Raw genomic sequence first — 18,396 nt, forward strand, 5'->3', positions numbered from 1 at the left:
GCGCCTGTGGGTGTGACAGAGGGGGAGGGCCGACCTGTCGACCCCCACCTTCGCGGGAGCGCCACCCATGACCGCAGAGCTGTTCGCCGACCGTCACATCGGTCCCGGCCCGGACGATGAGCGCCGGATGTTGGAAACCGTCGGGTACGCGTCGATCGACGAGTTGATGGACGCGGCGATCCCGGAGGTGATCCGCTGGCACGGCCGGTTGGATCTGCCGGAGCCGGCCGGCGAGCACGAGGCCCTGGCCGAGTTGCGGGCCCTGGCCGCCGAGAACACCGTCGCCGTGTCGATGATCGGGTTGGGTTACCACGGTACGCACACCCCGGCGGTGATCCGCCGTAACGTGCTGGAGAACCCGGCCTGGTACACCGCGTACACGCCGTACCAGCCGGAGATCAGTCAGGGCCGGTTGGAGGCGCTGCTGAACTTCCAGACCATGGTGTCGGATCTGACCGGCCTGGCGACCGCCAACGCGTCGATGCTGGATGAGGGCACGGCTGCGGCGGAGGCGATGACCCTGGCCCGGCGGGCGTCGAAGAGTTCCAGCGCGGTGTACGTGGTCGACGCCGACACGCTGCCGCAGACCCTCGCGGTGATCACCGGCCGGGCGCAGCCGCTCGGCATCGAGGTGCGGGTCGTCGACGTGGACCGTGACGAGTTGCCGGCGGAGTTCTTCGGTCTGCACCTGCAGTATCCGGGCGCCTCGGGAACCGTACGTGATCATGCCCGGTTGGTGGCGGCCGCGCACGGCGTCGGCGCGTTGGTGACCGTCGCGGCGGACCTGCTGGCGTTGACGCTGCTGCGTCCGCCGGGGGAGATCGGTGTCGACATCGCCGCGGGCACCACCCAACGCTTCGGGGTGCCGATGGGCTTCGGTGGCCCGCACGCCGGATATCTGGCGGTGCGGCGGGGTCTGGAGCGGATGCTGCCGGGCCGGCTGGTCGGGGTGTCGCGGGACACGGCCGGGCAGTCGGCGTACCGGTTGGCGTTGCAGACCCGCGAACAGCACATTCGGCGGGAGAAGGCGACAAGCAACATCTGCACCGCGCAGGTGTTGCTGGCGGTGATGGCCAGCATGTACGCCGTCTACCACGGCCCGGACGGGCTGCGGCGCATCGCGACGCGTACCCATGAGATGGCGGCCCGGCTCGCGGCCGGCCTGCGCGCCGGTGGCGTCGACGTGGCCGACGTGCCGTTCTTCGACACCGTCACCGCGACCGTGCCGGGGCGCGCCGCCGAGGTGGTGGCCGCCGCGGCGGCCCGCAACGTCAACCTGCGGCTGGTCGACGCCGACCGGGTGGGGATCTCCTGCGACGAGACCACCACGGCGGTGCACCTGGCGGCGGTGTGGGCGGCGTTCGGCGTCGACGGCGTCGACGGTGACGTGGACGCGGCCCTGCCGGGCGCGTTGGCCCGTACGTCGGAGTTCCTGACCCACCCGGTGTTCCGCAGCCACCACTCGGAGACGGCGATGCTGCGGTACCTGCGTCGCCTCGCCGACCTGGACTACGCCCTGGACCGGGGCATGATCCCGTTGGGTTCGTGCACCATGAAACTCAACGCGACCACCGAGATGGAGCCGATCAGCTGGGCGCAGTTCGCGCACCTGCATCCGTTCGCGCCGGCCGACCAGACCACCGGCTACCGCACGATGATCACCCAGTTGGAGGGGTGGCTGGCGAAGGTGACCGGCTACGACGCGGTAAGTGTGCAGCCCAACGCCGGCTCACAGGGGGAGTTGGCGGGTCTGCTGGCGATCCGCGCCTACCACCGCTCCCGCGGTGAGGGGCACCGCACCGTGTGTCTGATCCCGTCGTCGGCGCACGGCACCAACGCCGCCAGCGCGGTGATGGCCGGCATGCGGGTGGTGGTGGTCGGCTGTGACGCCGACGGCAACGTCGACCTGGTCGACCTGGACGCGAAGATCGAGGCGCACGCCGACACCCTGGCGGCGATCATGGTGACGTATCCGTCGACGCACGGGGTGTACGAGACGGGCATCGCGTCGCTGTGCGCGAAGGTCCACGACGCCGGCGGTCAGGTGTACGTCGACGGGGCGAACCTCAACGCGCTTGTCGGCTTCGCCAAGCCGGGCCGGTTCGGGGCGGACGTGTCGCACCTGAACCTGCACAAGACGTTCTGCATTCCGCACGGCGGCGGTGGGCCGGGGGTCGGTCCGGTGGCGGTACGCGCGCATCTGGCGCCGTTCCTGCCCGGTGATCCGGTCGGCGAGCAGGTCGATGGCCGGCCGGCGATCTCGGCCGCCCGGTACGGGTCGGCGGGCATCCTGCCGATCCCGTGGGTGTACCTGCGGATGATGGGCGCGCACGGGCTGGCCCGGGCCACCGGGGTGGCGGTGCTGGCGGCCAACTACGTGGCGGCGCGGCTGCGCGGGCACTTCCCGGTGCTGTACGCCGGCAACAAGGGGCTGGTGGCCCACGAGTGCATCCTGGATCTGCGGCCGGTGACGAAGGCGACCGGGGTCAGTGTCGACGACGTGGCCAAGCGGCTCATCGACTACGGGTTCCACGCGCCGACCATGTCGTTCCCGGTGGCCGGGACGTTGATGGTGGAGCCGACGGAGAGCGAGGATCTGGCCGAACTGGACCGGTTCTGCGACGCGATGATCGCCATCCGGGCGGAGATCGACGCGGTGGCGGCGGGGCAGTGGCCAGCCGACGACAATCCGCTGGTCAACGCGCCGCACACCGCGGCGATGGTCTCCGGCGACCAGTGGCCGCACGCGTACCCGCGGTCAGTGGGCGGCTATCCGGCCGGGGTGGACCGGGTGGCGAAGTACTGGCCGCCGGTGCGGCGGGTCGACGGCGGCTACGGCGACCGGAATCTGGTGTGTTCGTGCCCGGCACCGCAGGCGTACGAGGACTGAGCGGCAGGGTGTGCGCCGGGGCCGCTGCGGTGCCGCCCCGGTGGTACGCCGACCTGCGGTGACCAGCGCCGTAGTGGGGAGCTAGCCTGAGGCGACGCGGGAAAGGTCGTGACGGATCGTGGTCGGGTCAGGCGGCGAGGGCGTGGCGGGCTGGTCCGCGGTGGGGTGCGATGCTGCTGCCGTCGGGAAGCAACTCGCCGGTGTCCTCGAAAACGATGACGCCGTTGCAGAGCAGGCTCCAGCCCTGCTCAGGAAAACCGGCGATGGCCTTGGCGGCTTCCCGGTCGGTGGCGTCGGCGGAGGGGCAGGTGGGTTGGTGCTGGCACATCGGGTTCTCCGGACTGTGGGGGCACTGTGTCATGGTTCACATGACCAGTGACGCACAGTACCAAGCGGAAGCGCGCGGCATCGAGCAGATGTCCGCGCGGCACGTGGGAAATCCACTGAACGGATGAGCATCCATCGGTCAGACGTCATGGAAGCGCTCCCACGAATGGTGGTCGCGCCACCCGCCGCCCCCACCGCCTGCCACGGCCGCCTCATCGAACGCGCCCGCTGGCAGTGGCGACCCACCGACGGCGGTGACCCCGCCACCGCAATCCAGGACTTCCTCACCGCCCACGACCTGCACCTGCACGACCTCGCCCGCCCCGCACCCCGCCACAACCATCACCACGAGCAGCTGTGCGGCGCCGCCCTCTACGTCTCCGCCACCGCCGGCGCCCTGATGGTCGGCGGCGACCCCGGCCCACCCAGCCCCGCCGACCTGCCCGACGTCGCCGTCGTCATCTACGGCCACACCGACACCCCACCACCCCCGCCACCGACCACCAGCGGCTGGTCGCGGGGACCCTGGACCGAAAGCTGGAGCCCACAGCAACACGCCGCCGCCGTAGAAGCCGTCCGCCACGCCATCAGCCGCGGCCAGGTCTACCAGGTCAACCTCGTCGGCCACGCCGCCGCCCCGTACACCGGCGACCCGCTGCCCGCCCTGGCCCGCCTCGGCCGACTCCCCGGCGCCCGCTACGGCGGCGTCCTGTCCGGCCCCGACTGGGCCATCGGCTGCGCCAGCCCGGAAACCCTCATCGAGGTCCGCGACGGCACCCTCACCACCCGCCCCATCAAAGGCACCCGCCCCGCCACCGCCGCCGGCCGCGCCGACCTGCTCGCCTCCAGCAAGGAACGCGCCGAACACATCATGATCGTCGACCTGGAACGCAACGACCTGGCCCGCATCGCCGCCACCGGCAGCGTCGGCGTCGACGACCTGTTCGCCGTACGCCGATGGTGTGACCTGTGGCAGGCCGAATCCACCATCCGCGCCCAGGCCGCCGACGGCCTCGGCCTGGCCGACCTGCTCCGCGCCGTCTGCCCCGGCGGATCCGTCACCGGCGCCCCGAAACTCGCCGCCCTGCACCACATCGCCGCCCTGGAACCCGTCGGCCGCGGCGCCAGCATGGGCGGCCTCGGCTGGGTCGCCCCCGGCCACATCGACCTCGGCCTGACCATCCGCACCGCCGCCGTCGACCACCACACCGTGCACGTGTGGGCCGGCGGCGGCATCACCTGGGACAGCGACCCCGACGCCGAAGTCGCCGAAGCAGCAGCCAAAACCCGCCCCGTACGCGCCGCCCTGCAATGATCCGCAACCAGACACACCTGGCACACCGACCACCGACTAGCCTTTCCGACATGACCATGCGGGACATCCGAATCATCGGCGACCCGGTGCTACGCACCCCCAGCGAACCGATCACCAGCTTCGACGCCGAACTACGCGCCCTGGTCACCGACCTGATGGACACCCTGCTCGGCAAACCCGGCCGCGCCGGCGTCGCCGCCCCGCAGATCGGCGTCAACGCCCAGGTCTTCGTCTACGACGCCGACGGCCACCGCGGCCACATGATCAACCCCACCCTCGACCTGTCCGACGAACTACAGGACGACGACGAAGGCTGCCTGTCCATCCCCGGCCTCTACTTCCCGACCCCCCGCGCCCTGCACGCCACCGCCCACGGCTTCGACCAACACGGCGAACCCCTCACCATCGCCGGCAGCGGCTTCCTCGCCCGCGCCCTGCAACACGAAACCGACCACCTGCACGGCCGCCTCTACGTCGACACCCTGCGCGGCGACGTCCGCCGCCGCGCACTACGCGAGATCCGCGCCGGACGCTACGACTCACCCCGCCGCTGACGCCACCCACCGCTCCCGGGTGATCTCGTACTCCACCTCACCCTGCTCCGCACCCGGCAACGGATCCGACCACGACTGGTGGAACGTGCGCACATACCGCATCCCCACCGCCGCCATCGTCGCCCGCGACGCCACATTCACCGCCATCGTCTCGGCGAAGATCCGCCCCAACCCCAGATCCACGAAACCGTGCCGGATCAACTCCCGGGCCCCCTCGCTGGCCAACCCCCGCCGCCACCACCGGCGCGCCAACCGGTACCCCAACTCCGCCTGCCCGGCCACCGGCCCCTGATCGGCACGCTGCGGCGGCTCCAACAGCCACCAGCCGACGAACTCACCCTCCACCAGACCCGCCCAGAACCCCAACCCCGGCGCCTGCCCGGCCACCGCCAACCGCCGCCGATGCACCTCACGCACCTGCTCGGCCGACCGCACCGGCCCCAGAAACCGCATCACCTGCGCATCGGCGTCCAACTCGATCTCACCGGGCAGATGCTCATCCGCCAACGGCACCAACACCAACCGGGCCGTACGCAACGTCGCCTGAGTCATCCGCGCATTCTGCCCACCGGCCACCCACCCAAGCGACCCGAAAACCCGCCTCAGCAGCCGACCGCGGCCAGATCGAACTCCCCGTACTGCGCCACCCGACGGAAACCCAACCGCTCGTACAACCGCACCGCGACACCGTTGTCGGCCTTCACGTTCAACGTCACCTGCTCCACCTCGGCCCGCAGCAACCCACACAACCGGGCCACCACCGCCGAGGCCAACCCACGACCACGCCACGCCGGATGAGTGGTCACATTGCCCAACGCCGCCACCCCGAACGCGGGGGAGTACACGTGCACCCCCGCCACCGCCACCAACACACCACCGGCCCACACACCCACATACCGGCCCGTGTCCACCATCCGGGCATCGAACCAGTTCCCCGGATACGCCACCGCGTACAACTCCCGCAACGCCGGCACATGCTCACGGCCCAGCACCTCACCGGCCGCCGCCACACCCGCCAACCGATCCGGCCGCGTCAACGCCATCTTCAGATGCGCACCCGCCGACACCACCCGAAACGCCCCCGCCAACCCCACCTCCACACCGGGGGACAGGTGCGCCCACAACCGCGCCGGCAACACCGGCGCCAACTCACCCAGCAACGCCGCCGACTCCGCGACCCCCTCCGGCCGCGTCAACGCCAGCAACGTCGGCGGCCGCATCCCGTGATACAGCAACGCCACCGACTCACCCCGCCGAAACCACGACGTGTACGGCCAGAAGAACTCGTCCAGATCACCCAGCTCGTAGGCGTGCAGTTGAGGATCCCGACCCAACAGCCCCGCCAACACCGACCGATCATGTTCCGCACGCACCGGCATCAACCGATGATCACACGACAGCCGCAGCCCACCCTCAACCGGCCAGCCACTGGTCATAACCCAGCTTCGCCACCAACGCCAGCACCACCACCAGCAACACCACCCGCACGAACCCGGCACCCCGCCGCAACGCCATCCGCGCCCCGACCATCGCCCCCACGATGTTGCACACCGCCATCGCCGCGCCGAGCAACCACCACACGTTCCCCGTCACCGCGAACACCGCCAACGCCCCCGCGTTCGTACCCGCGTTCACCACCTTCGCCATCGCCGAACCGTGCAGGAAATCCGCACCCACCAACGCCGTGAACGCCAACACCAGAAACGTGCCCGTACCCGGCCCGATCAACCCGTCATAGGCGGCGATACCCACCCCCGCCACCAACACCGCCACCACGACCCGAGTCCGCGTACGCCGATGCGGCGCCGCCGCCACCCCCAACCGCGGCCGCAACAACACGAACAACGCCACCACCAGCAACACCACAAGCACCACCGGCCGGTACGCCGACGGCGGCACCGCACCCGCCAACGCCGCACCCACCCCGGCACACACCACCGCCACCGCCGCCGCCGGCCCCGCCACCGCCCAATCGATCTTCGTACGGCGGGCGAACGTCAACGCCGCCGTCGTCGTACCCGCGATCGCCGCCAACTTGTTCGTCCCCAACGCGGTGGCCGGCGGCATACCCGGCGCCGCCACCAGCAACGCCGGCAACAACAACAAACCCCCACCACCGACCACCGCATCAACCCACCCGGCCATCGCGGCAGCCGTCAACAGGATCGCGACGGTCGAAGGATCAAGCTCCACGCGCCGCATTCTGCCCACCACGACCCCGCTGACGTGGGCATCTGTGGTCAGCCTCACCGGCCCCGCAACCGCCGCACCCAGATCCCCACCCCACCCACGGCCAGGAAAAGCAGCATCGAACAGAACAGACCCCGCATCATCCACGAAACTGTGCCACCCACCGTCGCTAAGGTGACAGCGTGCGCCTGGCCACGTTCAACCTGCTGCACGGACGATCACTGACCGACGGACTGGTCGACCCCCACCGCCTCGCCGCCGCCGTCACCGCCCTCGACGCCGACGTACTCGCCCTGCAGGAAGTCGACCGCGACCAGTCCCGCAGCGGCAACCTGGACCTCACCGCCATCGCCGCCCAAGCCCTGCACGCCGACGAACACCGCTTCGCCGCCGCCGTCGTCGGCACCCCCGGCATAGCCTTCCGCCCCCTCACCCACGACGACGACGGACACGGCGAACCCTGCTACGGCGTCGGCCTGATCTCCCGCCACCCCGTCACCACCTGGCAGGTCACCCGCCTGAAACCCGCACCCGTACGCTCCCCGGTCTACGCACCCGGACCCGGCGGCGGCGGACTCATCCTGCTCCGCGACGAACCCCGCGTCGTCCTCGCCGCCGTCCTGGACACCCCCCACGGACCGCTCACCGTCGCCGCCACCCACCTGTCCTTCGTCCCCGGCTGGAACATCCTCCAACTCCGCCAGGTCATCCGTGCCCTGCGCACCCTGCCCGCACCACGGATCCTGCTCGGCGACCTCAACCTGCCCGCCTGGGCCACCCGCCTGGCCACCGGCTGGCACCTGCTCGGCCGCCGACCCACCTACCCGGCCGGAGCACCCCGCGTCCAACTCGACCACGCCCTGGCCGACCGGCGCGGCTTCACCCACCTGCCCCCGGTCACCGCCGTACACACACCCCTGTCGACCATCTCCGACCACCGGCCCCTGCTGGTCGATCTCGGCTGACCACACCGGTCTTGACTGCACCCACCGCGTCATCGACAGTTGGCAATCCGACAAGGATTCGACCGACTCGACAGCGGGGTGAGGACGCATGGAACTGGCCCAGGTCGTACACACGGCCGTGGCAGCCGCAGCGGACCGGATCGCCGCCACCGGCACCGGCCACCACACCGACACCACCGCCGACCACCTCTACCGCAGCATCGCCAGCAGACTCCACACCACCGTCATCGGCACCCACCTGCTGCGGGAACTGGAAAACCAGCCGACGGACCCCACCGCCCGCCGAGACACCACCCGCGCCGTCACCGCCGAAGCGGAAGCCGACCCGCAGTTCGCCGCCGAACTCCACCACCTCGTCGACCAACTCACCCGCGACCTACCACCCGCCTACCGCCCCCACCACGAACCACCACCACACCGCCAGCCCAACGCCGTCGTCATCCTCCTGATCGCCGCCGTCGCCGCCGTCCTGCTGACAATCAACGGCATCATCCTGGTCAACCTGGTCCTGCCCCACGCCGGCCTCACCGAAAGCGCCCGACTCAACAAACTCGCCGGCACCTGGACCAGCGGCGAACCACCCCACGACGACCGCATCACCATCCGCCGTAACGGCACCTTCGCCATCACCGACCCCAACTGGTCCTGCCCCGGCCGAGTCACCTCACCGGCCCGCTCCCGCTACGTCCTGGAAATGGACTGCGGGATCTTCCGCACCTCCTTCGACGGCAAGCTCAACCTGCTCGGCGACAAACTCACCCTCACCGCACCCGGATCACCCGAGACCACCGTCCTCACCCGCGAATAGGCCCCCGCTCAACCCACCGCCGCACGCAGCAAGCCGACAAGCGCCCGGTTCGTGCGGTTGGCGCGCACCGCCTCCCGCTGAGCACCCGCTGTCACCTCGATGTACGTCTGCGACGACGCCAACGACGCGTGCCCCAACAACCGCATGATCTCCGCCGCCCCCGCGCCGTCCTCCGCCAACCGTGTCGCGAAGGTGTGCCGCAACGCGTGCAGCCGCGCGCCCCGCGGCACCCGATCACCGATCCCGGCCCGCCGGTAACAGGACTCCACCAGATACTGCAACCCACCCCGGCGCAGCGGCTCACCCTGCCGATCCACCAGCAACGGCGAGTCCGGTCGCACCGTACGCGTACCGAAGCGACGCACCCGACTGTCCAGGTAGGCCGACAACACCTCGTCCAGGCCCGGCTCCACCGGCAACACCCGAGGCCGCCCACCCTTGCCGGCCACCTCCACCCGACGCTCACCGGGCCGCCCCGACAGCGAACCGACCCGCAGCGCCAACAACTCCGACAACCGCAACCCCGCACACAGCGCCAACGCCAACACCGCCACATCCCGCTCCGGCCACGGATCACGCTGCCGCCCCTCACCCCGCGCCGCCGAGGCCAGCAACTGCTCCGGAGTGTCCTCACCACGCAGCGGCTTGGGCTGGGGGAGCGGCATGCGCGGGCGACCCACCGCCGGCATCGGATTGCCCGGCACCACCTGCTCGGCCACCAGGAACGTGAAGAAGCTGTTCCAGGTCGACCAGGCGCGACCGACCGAGGCGGCGGCCCGGTCGGCGGCGAAGCCGGCGAACGCCGTCCGCAGCAGGCCGGGGGAGAGCGCATCGATCCGAAGATCGGCAAGGGGGAGGGGAGGGGTGGTCAATTCCGCGGCGAGCGTCGCGACCCCGATCAGATCCCGCCGGTACGCCGCCTGGGTGTGCGGTGAGGGCTTACGGGTGGCCCGCGCGGTCAGGAACCCTTCGATCAACTCGATGACCAGAACACCCGATTTGTCATGCATAAGGCATATTATGCATGTTTTTCGGGTTGTCGGCCAGTCCAGGGGAGCGCGCTTGACGATCACGCATGACCGGCGGCTCCTGGCGGGTTCGTGCTGTTCCGGCCGCACCTCGAGGACGCCGGCCGGGTCGGGTGGCCTGGGTGGGCGGGGAAGAGCTGACAGCGTTCCCTTGGCGCGGGGTGGTGGCGCCGCATCGCCGTCGGGGCTTACCGCCGGGTGATCGACCGGATCAACCTGCGGGTAGGCCGGGCGGGCCACTGGGATTTCGGTCGGCACGGCGCGGCACCGGGTGCATGGCGGCGTCCTGCGGCCTGCATGGTGCCGCTCGCGCGCCTGTGGTGGGCCGCCCGTAGCCAGATGGTCGCCCGCCGGGTGAAGCTGTTGGCGCCCCGGACGAGGTGAGGTTGGTCAAAGGCATCGTGAGCGGGGTGCAGTCCGGCTGGGCCGGCAACGCCGCCGCTCGCCCGCGGAAGAGCCCTCTTCTCGCTCTACTTTACATAATGTCAATTATCGAATCTCGGTCTGGAGTTCCGGTGGGGCTCGTCTGCGCGCAGGATCTGCGATGAAGGGCTCGCTGTCACCTCGACGCCTGCGATTGCTGAGCCACGTCCCACACAGGCACAGGCACAGGCACAGGCGCGGCAGTCGTACATGCCTGCCGGCACGCGCCGTGGCGGCCGGCGTACGCGAATCAACCCCTGTGGGTCCGGCCCCTTCCCCGGAGCCACAGGGGTTGTTCAGGTGCTAATCGGTGATTCGGGTGTTCCGGGAGGTGCCGGGTAGGCCGCCGCTGTTGGTTTCGAAGGCCGGCACGGGCGTGCTGATGAATGAGGTCCCGTCGGCGGTGCTGGCGGTGACGGTCGCGGGCTTGTTCGGCGGGATGGTGGTGCTGCCGAAGCCGGATGCGTCCAGGGCGACCGGGCTCGGGGTGTCGCCCAGGGCGGTGACGGCTGCGGTGGCTGCTCCCGGTGGGGCTACCAGGTTGACCCGGTCCGTCCGGGCATCCTTGCCCTCGGCGCGCATCCGCCAGGCGATGGGGCGTTGCTCGGCGCCGTCGGCGGGCAGCAGCAGCCGTAGGTCGGTTCGCCAGCCGGTGGTGTCGCCGTGCATGGCGTAGGCGATCACTCCGCCGTCCGTGGGCTGGATGGTGAACAGTGCGGCGGGTTTGTCGTTGATGGTGCCGCACCAGCGCACGCGGATCGTGACGTCCTGGGCTGACAGTCGACTGTCTCGCAACGCGTGACTGATGAACCCGGCGAGGACGGCTCGGTCCACGACGGTGCCTCGGGTGTGGCGGACAGCGGCAGTGAGCATCTCGTCGGTCGGCTCCTGGCGGTCGGTGTTCGACCCGCTCCACCCGCCGTACACGGGACCTTCGTAGATGAGGGTGTCGCCGTTGGTGACCCGGGCGGTGAGTGCGGGCCCGCCGATCAGATCGGTGGGTGGCAGCGAGGTGACACCGATGCCCGTACCGACAGATGAGGAGAGCTGGTGGCTTTCGACGACGCCCGTTGAGGAATAGCCGGAGAACCCGTTGATCGTCACGGAGGAACCCGCGGGGCCGATGACCACTGCGGCGCCCCCGTTCGTCGGGTCGCTTTCCATCCAGATCGCCACTGGAGTGTCGGCGGGTTCGTTGCCGCCCTGTTGCATCTGTTCCGGTTCGGCTCCGGGTGGGCCGCTGAACCAGACAAGCGTCGCGTCGGTGAACAGGCCCATGCGCAGCGGGACGTGGAGCAGCGCGATTCGGCGACCGGGTATGTCGTCGGCGTACACGATCCGGATGTTGTTGCGGTCGGTGACCCTCCACCATTCCCCCGGATTCTGCAGGTCGGCAACCTGTCTGAGCAGGCCGTCCGTCCAGGCGCGGTCGGCGGCAAGGGCGCCGCGTGCGGGGCCGTCCGCGAGCGGTGACGGCGACGAGGCGACGGCGATGCCGGGCACCCAGCCTGGGAGGGGAATCAGGTTGGTCTGAATGGCGACGGCGGCGGCCAGGAAAGCGGCGATCGCACCGGTACGGATCCGTCGTGCGCGGCGGTGCCCTGCCTCGGTTCGGGTGAATCCTGGCCAGGGATCCGCCGTCACCGCGATGGTGTCAGCCTCGGTGCGGAGGGCTTCCCGGAGTCTTGTTTCCACGTTCTCGGTCATGCTGGGTCCTCCTGGAGGCTGGTCTCGGTGATGGTGGACGGCGGCTCCAGGTCGGCTCGTAGCCGGGCCAGTCCTCGTGATGCCTGGCTCTTGACCGTTCCGGTTGAACAGTCGAGCAGTCGGGCGACGTCGGCCTCGCTCAGGTCCTCGAAGTACCGCAGGACGAGCACGGCGCGCATTCGTGGCGGGAGGCGGCGCAGCGCCGCCAGCAGTTGATGCCGGTTTTCCGCGTGCTGGTAGGCGTCGGGGGTGGCGATGGTGTCGGCGTCGAGGAGTGGGACCTCGATTGTTCGGCGTCGGCGTCGCCACGACACCGCGGTGTTGATCATCGTGCGGCGGACGTATGCGCCGGGGGCGTCCTTGCGGAGAATCCGACTCCACCGCCGGTGGGTTTTCTCCAGCGCTGACTGGACCAGGTCTTCGGCGGCGCCCCGGTCGCCGGTGAGCAGATATGCCGTTCGGGTCAACGGCCCCCACTGCTGCGACACGAACTCGCGGAATCGTTCCTCGTCGTCATCCGGCATGACGTGCCCATATCGTCCACCGTTCTGCTGTTCGCATGGAAGGTAGACGCTTCCTGGCGGGGGCAGGTTGAGCGGCGGCGGCGAGTTTTACGGGCGGTGGCCGTTGACTGCCGTGAGTAGTTCGCTGAACATGACCGCGTACGTGTCGCTGAGGTGGGTGGCGAGTTCGTGCGGCAGGATGTCGGTGGTCCAGAGCAGGGTTGCCGTGCCGTCGTCGTCGGTGAGCACCCGCATCTCGGCCTGGTGGTGCTCTGCCCCGGGGAAACCGGGTATGGCGTAAACGGCCCGCTTCCGTTGCGGATCGACGGTCACGTTTCGTTCCCAGAGTTCGGTGCCGTCGATGAGGGTGACGACCCGGTGGTCGTCCTTGCGACGTTCGCTGACGCAGGCGGAGAAGATGTGGACCTCGGCGCGGGTGTAGCGGTCGAGGAAGTCCCATGCCACGTCTGCCGGCACCGTCAGCGTCGCTTCGTGGTGAATGGTGCCCATGCGCTCCCGCCTGTTCTGTCGGTTACGCCGTCACTCTGGCAGTTGCCGTGCAGGACAGGCAAGGATGTCGATGGGTGCAGTTGGTCCACCACTCCCCTCGCCTGCCGGCTCCGGGCATTGTGAGCTGGTCGTCGTGTTCGTCGGGCGGTGGGAGCGGTGGACGGGGGCAAGATCGTGGCACCCGTAGACTCGGGTCATGTCCGAGATCTCGCCGACTCCGCGGTTTCGTCAGCGTGCGGCGAAGATGGGTGAGCTGGTGGCCCGGCAGATCCTGGAGGACATCGTCGAGCAGGGGCTCTCCCCCGGTGCGGCGTTGCCGACCGAGGCGCAGATGTTGCAGGCGTACGGGGTCAGTCGTGGCACGTTGCGGGAGGCGCTGCGGATCCTGGAGCACAACGGTCTGCTGCGGGTGCGGCCGGGTCGTGGTGGTGGGCCGATCGTCGGGGCGGTGGATCCGCACACGTTCGGTCGGACGATGGCGTTGTTCATGCAGATGGGCCGGACCCGCTTCGGTGAGCTGGTCGAGGCGCGCGTGATCATGGAGCCGTTGATGGCGCGGCTGGCTGCGGAGCGTCGTGATGCGGCGCGGTTGCGGGAGTTGGCCGAGTCGATGCGGGAGCACAGCACGTTGGAGGAGCGTGACGAGGCCAGTTATCTGGCGGTCATGCAGCGGTTCCATGGTGTGGTGGCGGGGTTGTCGGGCAACGGGGTGCTGGATCTGTTCGGTCGGGCGTTGAAGGAGATCTACACCGAGCGGGTGGTGGCGGCGGAGCGTCGTCCGGAGCGGTGGGAGGACGTGCGGCGTGAGCATCAGGCGGTGGCTGCGGCGATCGCGGACGGGGACGGGGCGGAGGCGGAGCGGCTGATGCGGGCGCACATGCTGGCCCTGGCCGACCACCTCGAACGTGACTATGCGGGGTTGCACGACGAGGTGGTCGGCTGGTGGTGAGGTCGGGTCAGGACAGGGCGCTGGAGAGTACGGGTCGTACCGGTGTCTGGTCCTGGTCGACGCGCCAGGTGGTGTCCTGGTCGCGCCAGTCGGTGCCGATGGTGGTGACCTCGGGCATGACTTCGCGGGCGAACAGGGTGAGGTGGTCGCGTACCTCGTTGCTTGTCATGTCGCCGGCGTGGTTCATCAGGATGAGGTGTCCGGCGCCGGTCTCTTTGTAGAGTCGGTGGATTTGTGCGGTGACCTGGTCGGGGGTGCCGACGAGGAGGATGCCGGCGTCGATGAGGTCTTCGTAGCTCATGCGGCGGACGGCGCCGAGGCGGCCGCGTAGGGCGGCGACGGCGGCGGCGGGTGGGAAGTAGCCGGGTGGGCTGGCGGCGCCGAGGCGGAGTTTGCCGGGCTTGAGGTAGTACATGAGTTTGCGGCCGATCTCGCGGGCCTTGGCTTCGGTGGAGGCGACGTGGCACAGGGCCATGTAGGCGAAGCGGTCGGGGCCGGGTTCGGGTTGGCCGTCGGCGACGGCGGTGCGGCGGTAGAGCCGGAACGAGGTGGCGGTGTCCTCGTAGGTGCCGAGCAGGTTGCACAGGGTGTAGCCGTGTCGGGCGGTCCATTCGACCAGGCGGGTGGAGGTGCCGCTGATCCAGATCGGTGGGTGGGGTTGCTGGTACGGGCGGGGCCAGACGCTGACGTAGCGGTAGTGGTAGTGGCGGCCTTCCCAGGAGAAGACGTCGCCGTGGGTCCACGCCTTCTTGATGAGGTCGTGGGCTTCGATGAACATGTCCAGGTTGTGGACGGGGTTCTGGTTGGAGGGGAAGGTTTCGCCCTGGACGCCGCGGACGAAGCCGCAGTCGATGCGTCCGCCGCTGACCGAGTCGAGGTAGGCGATCTCCTCGGCGACGCGGATGGGGCTTTCCCGGTGCGGTAGTGGGGTGCCCAGGACCAGGACGCGGCCGCGTCGGGTGCGGTGCAGCACGGAGGCGGCGCTGAGGGTGGCGGACACCTGAAGGGTGGAGGCGGACTGGTGGTGTTCGTTGACCATGAGGTCGAAGCCGAGTTCGTCGGCGAGTTCGTACTCGTCGAGGTAGCGCTGGTAGAGCTGGTGGCCGATTGTCGGGTCGTAGTACTGGTTGGGCATGAAGTACTTGAGTCCCCGGTTTGCCTCTTCCGCCTCGGGTGGCACGTCGGGGTAGGGCATTTCGGTGAAGTGGTAGAGCCTCACGGGGTCTCTCCGTTCAGGAAGGACCGGACGATCCGGTGGAACTCGTCGGGACGTTCCAGGTACGGGTAGTGGCCGGCGTCGGGGATTTCGACGTAGTGGGCTGCGGGCAGCAGGTCGGCCAGGGCGGCGCTGTGTCGGGGTGGTACGAGTCGGTTGTGGCTGCCGGCGAGGACCAGGGTGGGCATGGTGGCCAGGTGCAGCCAGCGGCGTAGTCGTGGGTCGTGCAGGAAGGGTTTCCAGGCGTAGCGGGACAGGGCGGCCCAGTCGGTGAAGGCCCGTTCGTATTCGCTGTCGGTCAGGCCGGTGGGGAATCCGGGCATCCGCAGGTCGTGGCAGGCGGTGGGGTTGGCCCAGCCGAGTTCGACGATTTCGGTGGGGTCGAGCAGCAGGATGTCGGCGAAGTCGGGTTCGGTGGGTCCGCCGAGTTTGACGCCGTACGGGGAGACGAGCAGCAGTGAGGCGAAGCGGTGGGGTGCGCGTACCGCCATCTCCAGGGCGATCCAGCCGCCGAAGCCGGCGCCGGCCAGGTGTACGGGGGCGGGTGGCAGGTCGGCGAGGGTGTCGGTGAGGTGGTGTTGGGCGAGGTCGGCGACACTGTCCCAGTCTTCGGCGGTGGTGTCCAGGGTGGTGCCGAAGCCGGGGTGGCGGGGTACGACGACGGTGTGGTCGTCGGCGAGTCGGCTGAGGGCACCGACGGGTCCGGGGAGCACGTCGGCGTCGTGCAGGAACAGCAGGGTGCTCATGGTGTGCTCCCCTGGTCGAAGAAGGTCAGCAGCAGGTCGGCGACGGCGTCGGGTTGGTCGAGGTTGGGTGCGTGTCGGGCGTCCATGCGGTGGACGTGGATGTGTGGTGCCAGGTTGTCGAAGTGGTGGCCCCAGTCGGGTTCGAGCAGGTCGTCGCGGGTGGCTTCGACGACGAGTACGGGCACGGGGCTGTCGCGCAGTGGGGTGGGCCAGTCGTCGCGGACTTCTGGTTTGGGCAGGTTGGGGTGGCGTAGGCGGGGTGCCAGGCAGGCGGTGACGTGGCCGGGTTTGCGGGTGTTGGCGTAGCGCAGGGCGACGGTGTCCTCGAAGCCGGCGTAGTCGTCGGTCATGAGGGCGACCAGGCGGCGCATGTCGTTTTCGGTGCCGTCGAAGTTGCCGAGTTCGGTGACGCCTTTGCTGGAGCGCCAGGGGCCGCCGGTGCCGCAGATGCTGACGGCGGACAGGGCGGGTAGTTCGGGGGTGGGGGTGGCGAGGGCGCGCAGCAGCAGGGAGCCGCCGAAGGACTGGCCGGCGAAGTGTGCGGCGTCGATGTCGAGGGCGGCGCAGAAGGCGGCGAGGTGGGCGGTGCGGAAGGCGTACGGTGAGCGGTCGAGGTAGACGACCTTGTCGGTGTCGCCGTAGCCGAGCAGGTCGGGTGCGAGGACCCGGTAGTGCTGGGCGAGCAGGGGCATGACGGCGGACCAGCTGCCGATGGCGTCGCCGCCGAAGGCACCGTCGTGGATGAGTACGACGGTGCCTCGTGGTTGTCCGGGTGGGGTGCTTTCCCAGTAGCGGGTGGTGAATCCGCCGGCGTTGACGGTGTGCGGGCGTGGTGGGGCCATCGTTGCGGTCTCCGGGGGTGGGTTGGGGCTGTCAGCGGGGGTCGGGCTGGAAGCTGCCGTAGCGTCCGCCGAGGTAGATCAGGGGTGGTGCGTCGGTCTGTGCGCGGGCGTGCAGGACCTCGCCGCACAGGATGAAGTGGTCGCCGCCCTGGTGGACGGTGGTGGTGCGGCATTCGAGGACGGCGGTGGTGCCGGTGGCGAGGGTGGGCACTGTGGTGTGGCCGGCGATCACGGCGGCGGCGAGTTCGTCGAGGTTGCGGCTGCGGGTGGCGAAGGCTTGTGCCCAGGTGGCGCGGTCGGCGGCGAGGTAGTTGATGCTGAATCGGCCGGCTTGTTCGGCCAGTGTGGCGAGGCCGGTTTTCTGGTCGATGGCGACCATGGCCATGGGGGGTTCGCCGGACAGTGAGGTGGCGGAGGTGCAGGTGAGGCCGGTGACGCCGGCGGGGCCGCCGGGCACGAGGATGATCGCCACCGGTGCGGGTACCTGCCGGAAGGCGGCCCGGAAGCGGGCGGTTTCGACGAGGCGGTCGGGGCCGGTGTGGGTCATCGGGGTGCTCCGGTCTGGTTGAGCCAGAGGTGGTGTACGTCGGCTCGGTGGGTGAGGTGGTCGGCTGCTGCTTGTCCGCCGATGACGGCTGCGGAGGCGACCCAGTCGGCGGTGGCGCCGGTGGCGGCGTGGACGGTGGCCTGGGTGATGTCGGAGGTGGCGGGGCGTCCGGTGCGGGGGTCGATGAGGTGGTGGGCGTCGGTGCCCCAGCGGCGTTTGGCGGTGCCGCTGGTGGCGACGCCGCCGTCGCGCACGTGCAGGGTTTCGCCGTGGGGTAGTGCGACGGGCCAGCCGTCGCCGTCGGGGCCGGGTCCGCGGCAGGCCACGTCTCCCCCGATGCTGGCGGCGCTGTTGGGGCCGAGCCAGGTGACGATGTCGTCGGCCCAGGCGCCTTTGGCGAGGGCGCCGATGTCGAGGCTGTGGCCGGGGGCCAGGCGGGCGGTGTGGCCGCGTAGTTCCAGGATGTCGGCCAGGGGTGGCACGGCCGTGACCGTGTCGGCCACCACGGAGGTCGCGGGGGTGCCGGTGGCCCAGGATCGGCGGTAGCCGGCGGCGAGGAGTTGGGGCAGTACGGCGATGTTGACCAGGCCGGTGCTGGCGGTGGCGACGGTGAGGGCGTGCCGCAGCATGGCGTGCAGTGGGTCGGAGATGGGGTGCCAGTGTCCGGCGGCGGCGTTGAGTGCGCTCAGTTCGCTGTCGGGGCGGAAGCGGGAGAAGCGGCGGTCCAGGGCGTGGAGTCGTCGTTGGACCTCGGTGAACGGGGTGGCCGGTGGTCCGTAGCTGGCCAGGGTCACCTGGCAGGTGAACATCTGGCTGGTGTGCTGATGCAGGGTGGGTCGCTGTCGGGCGGGTGCGAGGCTCATGCCGTCTCCCTTC

General features: G+C 70.0%; 19 protein-coding genes. 6 read left to right on the plus strand and 13 right to left on the minus strand.

Annotated features, from left to right (window positions below; genetic code table 11):
* Positions 1 to 67: 67 nt before the first annotated feature.
* The gene (gene gcvP, locus C1A38_RS01630; protein WP_102656055.1) at positions 68 to 2,890 is read left to right on the plus strand and encodes an aminomethyl-transferring glycine dehydrogenase; all 2,823 of its coding nucleotides are present in this window, start codon (positions 68 to 70) and stop codon (positions 2,888 to 2,890) included.
* Between the two features lie 127 nt (positions 2,891 to 3,017).
* On the opposite strand, the gene C1A38_RS01635 is transcribed toward gcvP, so the two are convergent.
* Positions 3,018 to 3,218 (minus strand): DUF5999 family protein, encoded by a 201-nt coding sequence (locus C1A38_RS01635; protein WP_102656056.1) that lies wholly within the window; start codon positions 3,216 to 3,218, stop codon positions 3,018 to 3,020.
* A gap of 123 nt (positions 3,219 to 3,341) precedes the next feature.
* Here C1A38_RS01635 and C1A38_RS01640 point away from each other — a divergent pair, with 123 nt between their 5' ends.
* Both C1A38_RS01640 and def read left to right on the plus strand, forming a co-directional pair.
* On the plus strand, positions 3,342 to 4,532 hold the full coding sequence (locus C1A38_RS01640; RefSeq protein WP_102656057.1) for a chorismate-binding protein: 1,191 nt from the start codon (positions 3,342 to 3,344) through the stop codon (positions 4,530 to 4,532).
* A gap of 50 nt (positions 4,533 to 4,582) precedes the next feature.
* Entirely contained in the window at positions 4,583 to 5,086 is a 504-nt protein-coding gene (gene def / locus C1A38_RS01645; protein ID WP_102656058.1) for a peptide deformylase, read from the plus strand.
* Here def and C1A38_RS01650 read toward each other — a convergent pair.
* The 3 genes from C1A38_RS01650 to C1A38_RS01660 are packed head-to-tail and all read right to left on the minus strand — an operon-like array spanning position 5,072 to position 7,279.
* Positions 5,072 to 5,638 carry a GNAT family N-acetyltransferase gene (locus tag C1A38_RS01650; protein ID WP_102656059.1) on the minus strand — a complete coding sequence of 189 codons (567 nt, stop codon included), beginning with the start codon at positions 5,636 to 5,638 and terminating at the stop codon, positions 5,072 to 5,074. The two genes, def and C1A38_RS01650, sit on opposite strands and share 15 nt — an antisense overlap.
* A gap of 50 nt (positions 5,639 to 5,688) precedes the next feature.
* Positions 5,689 to 6,465 (minus strand): GNAT family N-acetyltransferase, encoded by a 777-nt coding sequence (locus C1A38_RS01655; RefSeq protein ID WP_102656060.1) that lies wholly within the window; start codon positions 6,463 to 6,465, stop codon positions 5,689 to 5,691.
* A gap of 34 nt (positions 6,466 to 6,499) precedes the next feature.
* On the minus strand, positions 6,500 to 7,279 hold the full coding sequence (locus tag C1A38_RS01660) for a TSUP family transporter (protein ID WP_286045875.1): 780 nt from the start codon (positions 7,277 to 7,279) through the stop codon (positions 6,500 to 6,502).
* 179 nt (positions 7,280 to 7,458) lie between these two features.
* On the opposite strand from C1A38_RS01660, the gene C1A38_RS01665 reads away from it, so the two are divergent.
* Both C1A38_RS01665 and C1A38_RS01670 read left to right on the plus strand, forming a co-directional pair.
* A complete protein-coding gene (locus tag C1A38_RS01665; protein ID WP_102656062.1) occupies positions 7,459 to 8,241 on the plus strand; it encodes an endonuclease/exonuclease/phosphatase family protein in 783 nt (260 codons plus the stop codon).
* 88 nt (positions 8,242 to 8,329) lie between these two features.
* Entirely contained in the window at positions 8,330 to 9,049 is a 720-nt protein-coding gene (locus C1A38_RS01670; protein ID WP_102656063.1) for a hypothetical protein, read from the plus strand.
* A gap of 8 nt (positions 9,050 to 9,057) precedes the next feature.
* Here the strand turns inward: C1A38_RS01670 and C1A38_RS01675 are convergent, their stop codons facing one another.
* From C1A38_RS01675 to C1A38_RS01690, 4 genes are all read right to left on the minus strand, one after another.
* A complete protein-coding gene (locus C1A38_RS01675) occupies positions 9,058 to 10,059 on the minus strand; it encodes a tyrosine-type recombinase/integrase (RefSeq protein ID WP_102656064.1) in 1,002 nt (333 codons plus the stop codon).
* A gap of 744 nt (positions 10,060 to 10,803) precedes the next feature.
* Entirely contained in the window at positions 10,804 to 12,207 is a 1,404-nt protein-coding gene (locus C1A38_RS01680; RefSeq protein WP_102656065.1) for a hypothetical protein, read from the minus strand.
* A complete protein-coding gene (locus tag C1A38_RS01685) occupies positions 12,204 to 12,731 on the minus strand; it encodes a SigE family RNA polymerase sigma factor (RefSeq protein WP_102656066.1) in 528 nt (175 codons plus the stop codon). Before C1A38_RS01685 ends, C1A38_RS01680 begins: the two co-directional genes overlap by 4 nt.
* Before the next feature lie 87 nt (positions 12,732 to 12,818).
* The gene (locus tag C1A38_RS01690; RefSeq protein ID WP_102656067.1) at positions 12,819 to 13,220 is read right to left on the minus strand and encodes an SRPBCC family protein; all 402 of its coding nucleotides are present in this window, start codon (positions 13,218 to 13,220) and stop codon (positions 12,819 to 12,821) included.
* 196 nt (positions 13,221 to 13,416) lie between these two features.
* Between C1A38_RS01690 and C1A38_RS01695 the strand changes: the two genes are divergently transcribed.
* Entirely contained in the window at positions 13,417 to 14,169 is a 753-nt protein-coding gene (locus tag C1A38_RS01695) for a FadR/GntR family transcriptional regulator (protein ID WP_102656068.1), read from the plus strand.
* A 7-nt stretch (positions 14,170 to 14,176) separates the two neighbouring features.
* Here C1A38_RS01695 and C1A38_RS01700 read toward each other — a convergent pair whose 3' ends face one another.
* From C1A38_RS01700 to C1A38_RS01720, 5 genes are read right to left on the minus strand one after another with little or no spacing between them, the layout of a single operon-like run.
* Entirely contained in the window at positions 14,177 to 15,388 is a 1,212-nt protein-coding gene (locus C1A38_RS01700) for an LLM class flavin-dependent oxidoreductase (protein ID WP_102656069.1), read from the minus strand.
* Positions 15,385 to 16,131 carry an alpha/beta fold hydrolase gene (locus C1A38_RS01705; RefSeq protein ID WP_102656070.1) on the minus strand — a complete coding sequence of 249 codons (747 nt, stop codon included), beginning with the start codon at positions 16,129 to 16,131 and terminating at the stop codon, positions 15,385 to 15,387. The genes C1A38_RS01700 and C1A38_RS01705 overlap by 4 nt, the downstream gene beginning before the upstream one ends.
* The gene (locus tag C1A38_RS01710) at positions 16,128 to 16,973 is read right to left on the minus strand and encodes an alpha/beta fold hydrolase (RefSeq protein WP_102656071.1); all 846 of its coding nucleotides are present in this window, start codon (positions 16,971 to 16,973) and stop codon (positions 16,128 to 16,130) included. The genes C1A38_RS01705 and C1A38_RS01710 overlap by 4 nt, the downstream gene beginning before the upstream one ends.
* Positions 16,974 to 17,004: 31 nt before the next feature.
* Positions 17,005 to 17,520: a flavin reductase family protein gene (locus C1A38_RS01715; protein WP_102656072.1), complete on the minus strand. Its 516-nt coding sequence runs from the start codon at positions 17,518 to 17,520 to the stop codon at positions 17,005 to 17,007.
* A complete protein-coding gene (locus C1A38_RS01720) occupies positions 17,517 to 18,383 on the minus strand; it encodes an FAD:protein FMN transferase (RefSeq protein ID WP_158244824.1) in 867 nt (288 codons plus the stop codon). Before C1A38_RS01720 ends, C1A38_RS01715 begins: the two co-directional genes overlap by 4 nt.
* Positions 18,384 to 18,396: the final 13 nt, after the last annotated feature.

Origin of the sequence: Verrucosispora sp. ts21 (assembly GCF_002879555.1) — a bacterium.
GTDB classification, from domain to species: Bacteria; Actinomycetota; Actinomycetes; order Mycobacteriales; family Micromonosporaceae; genus Micromonospora; species Micromonospora gifhornensis.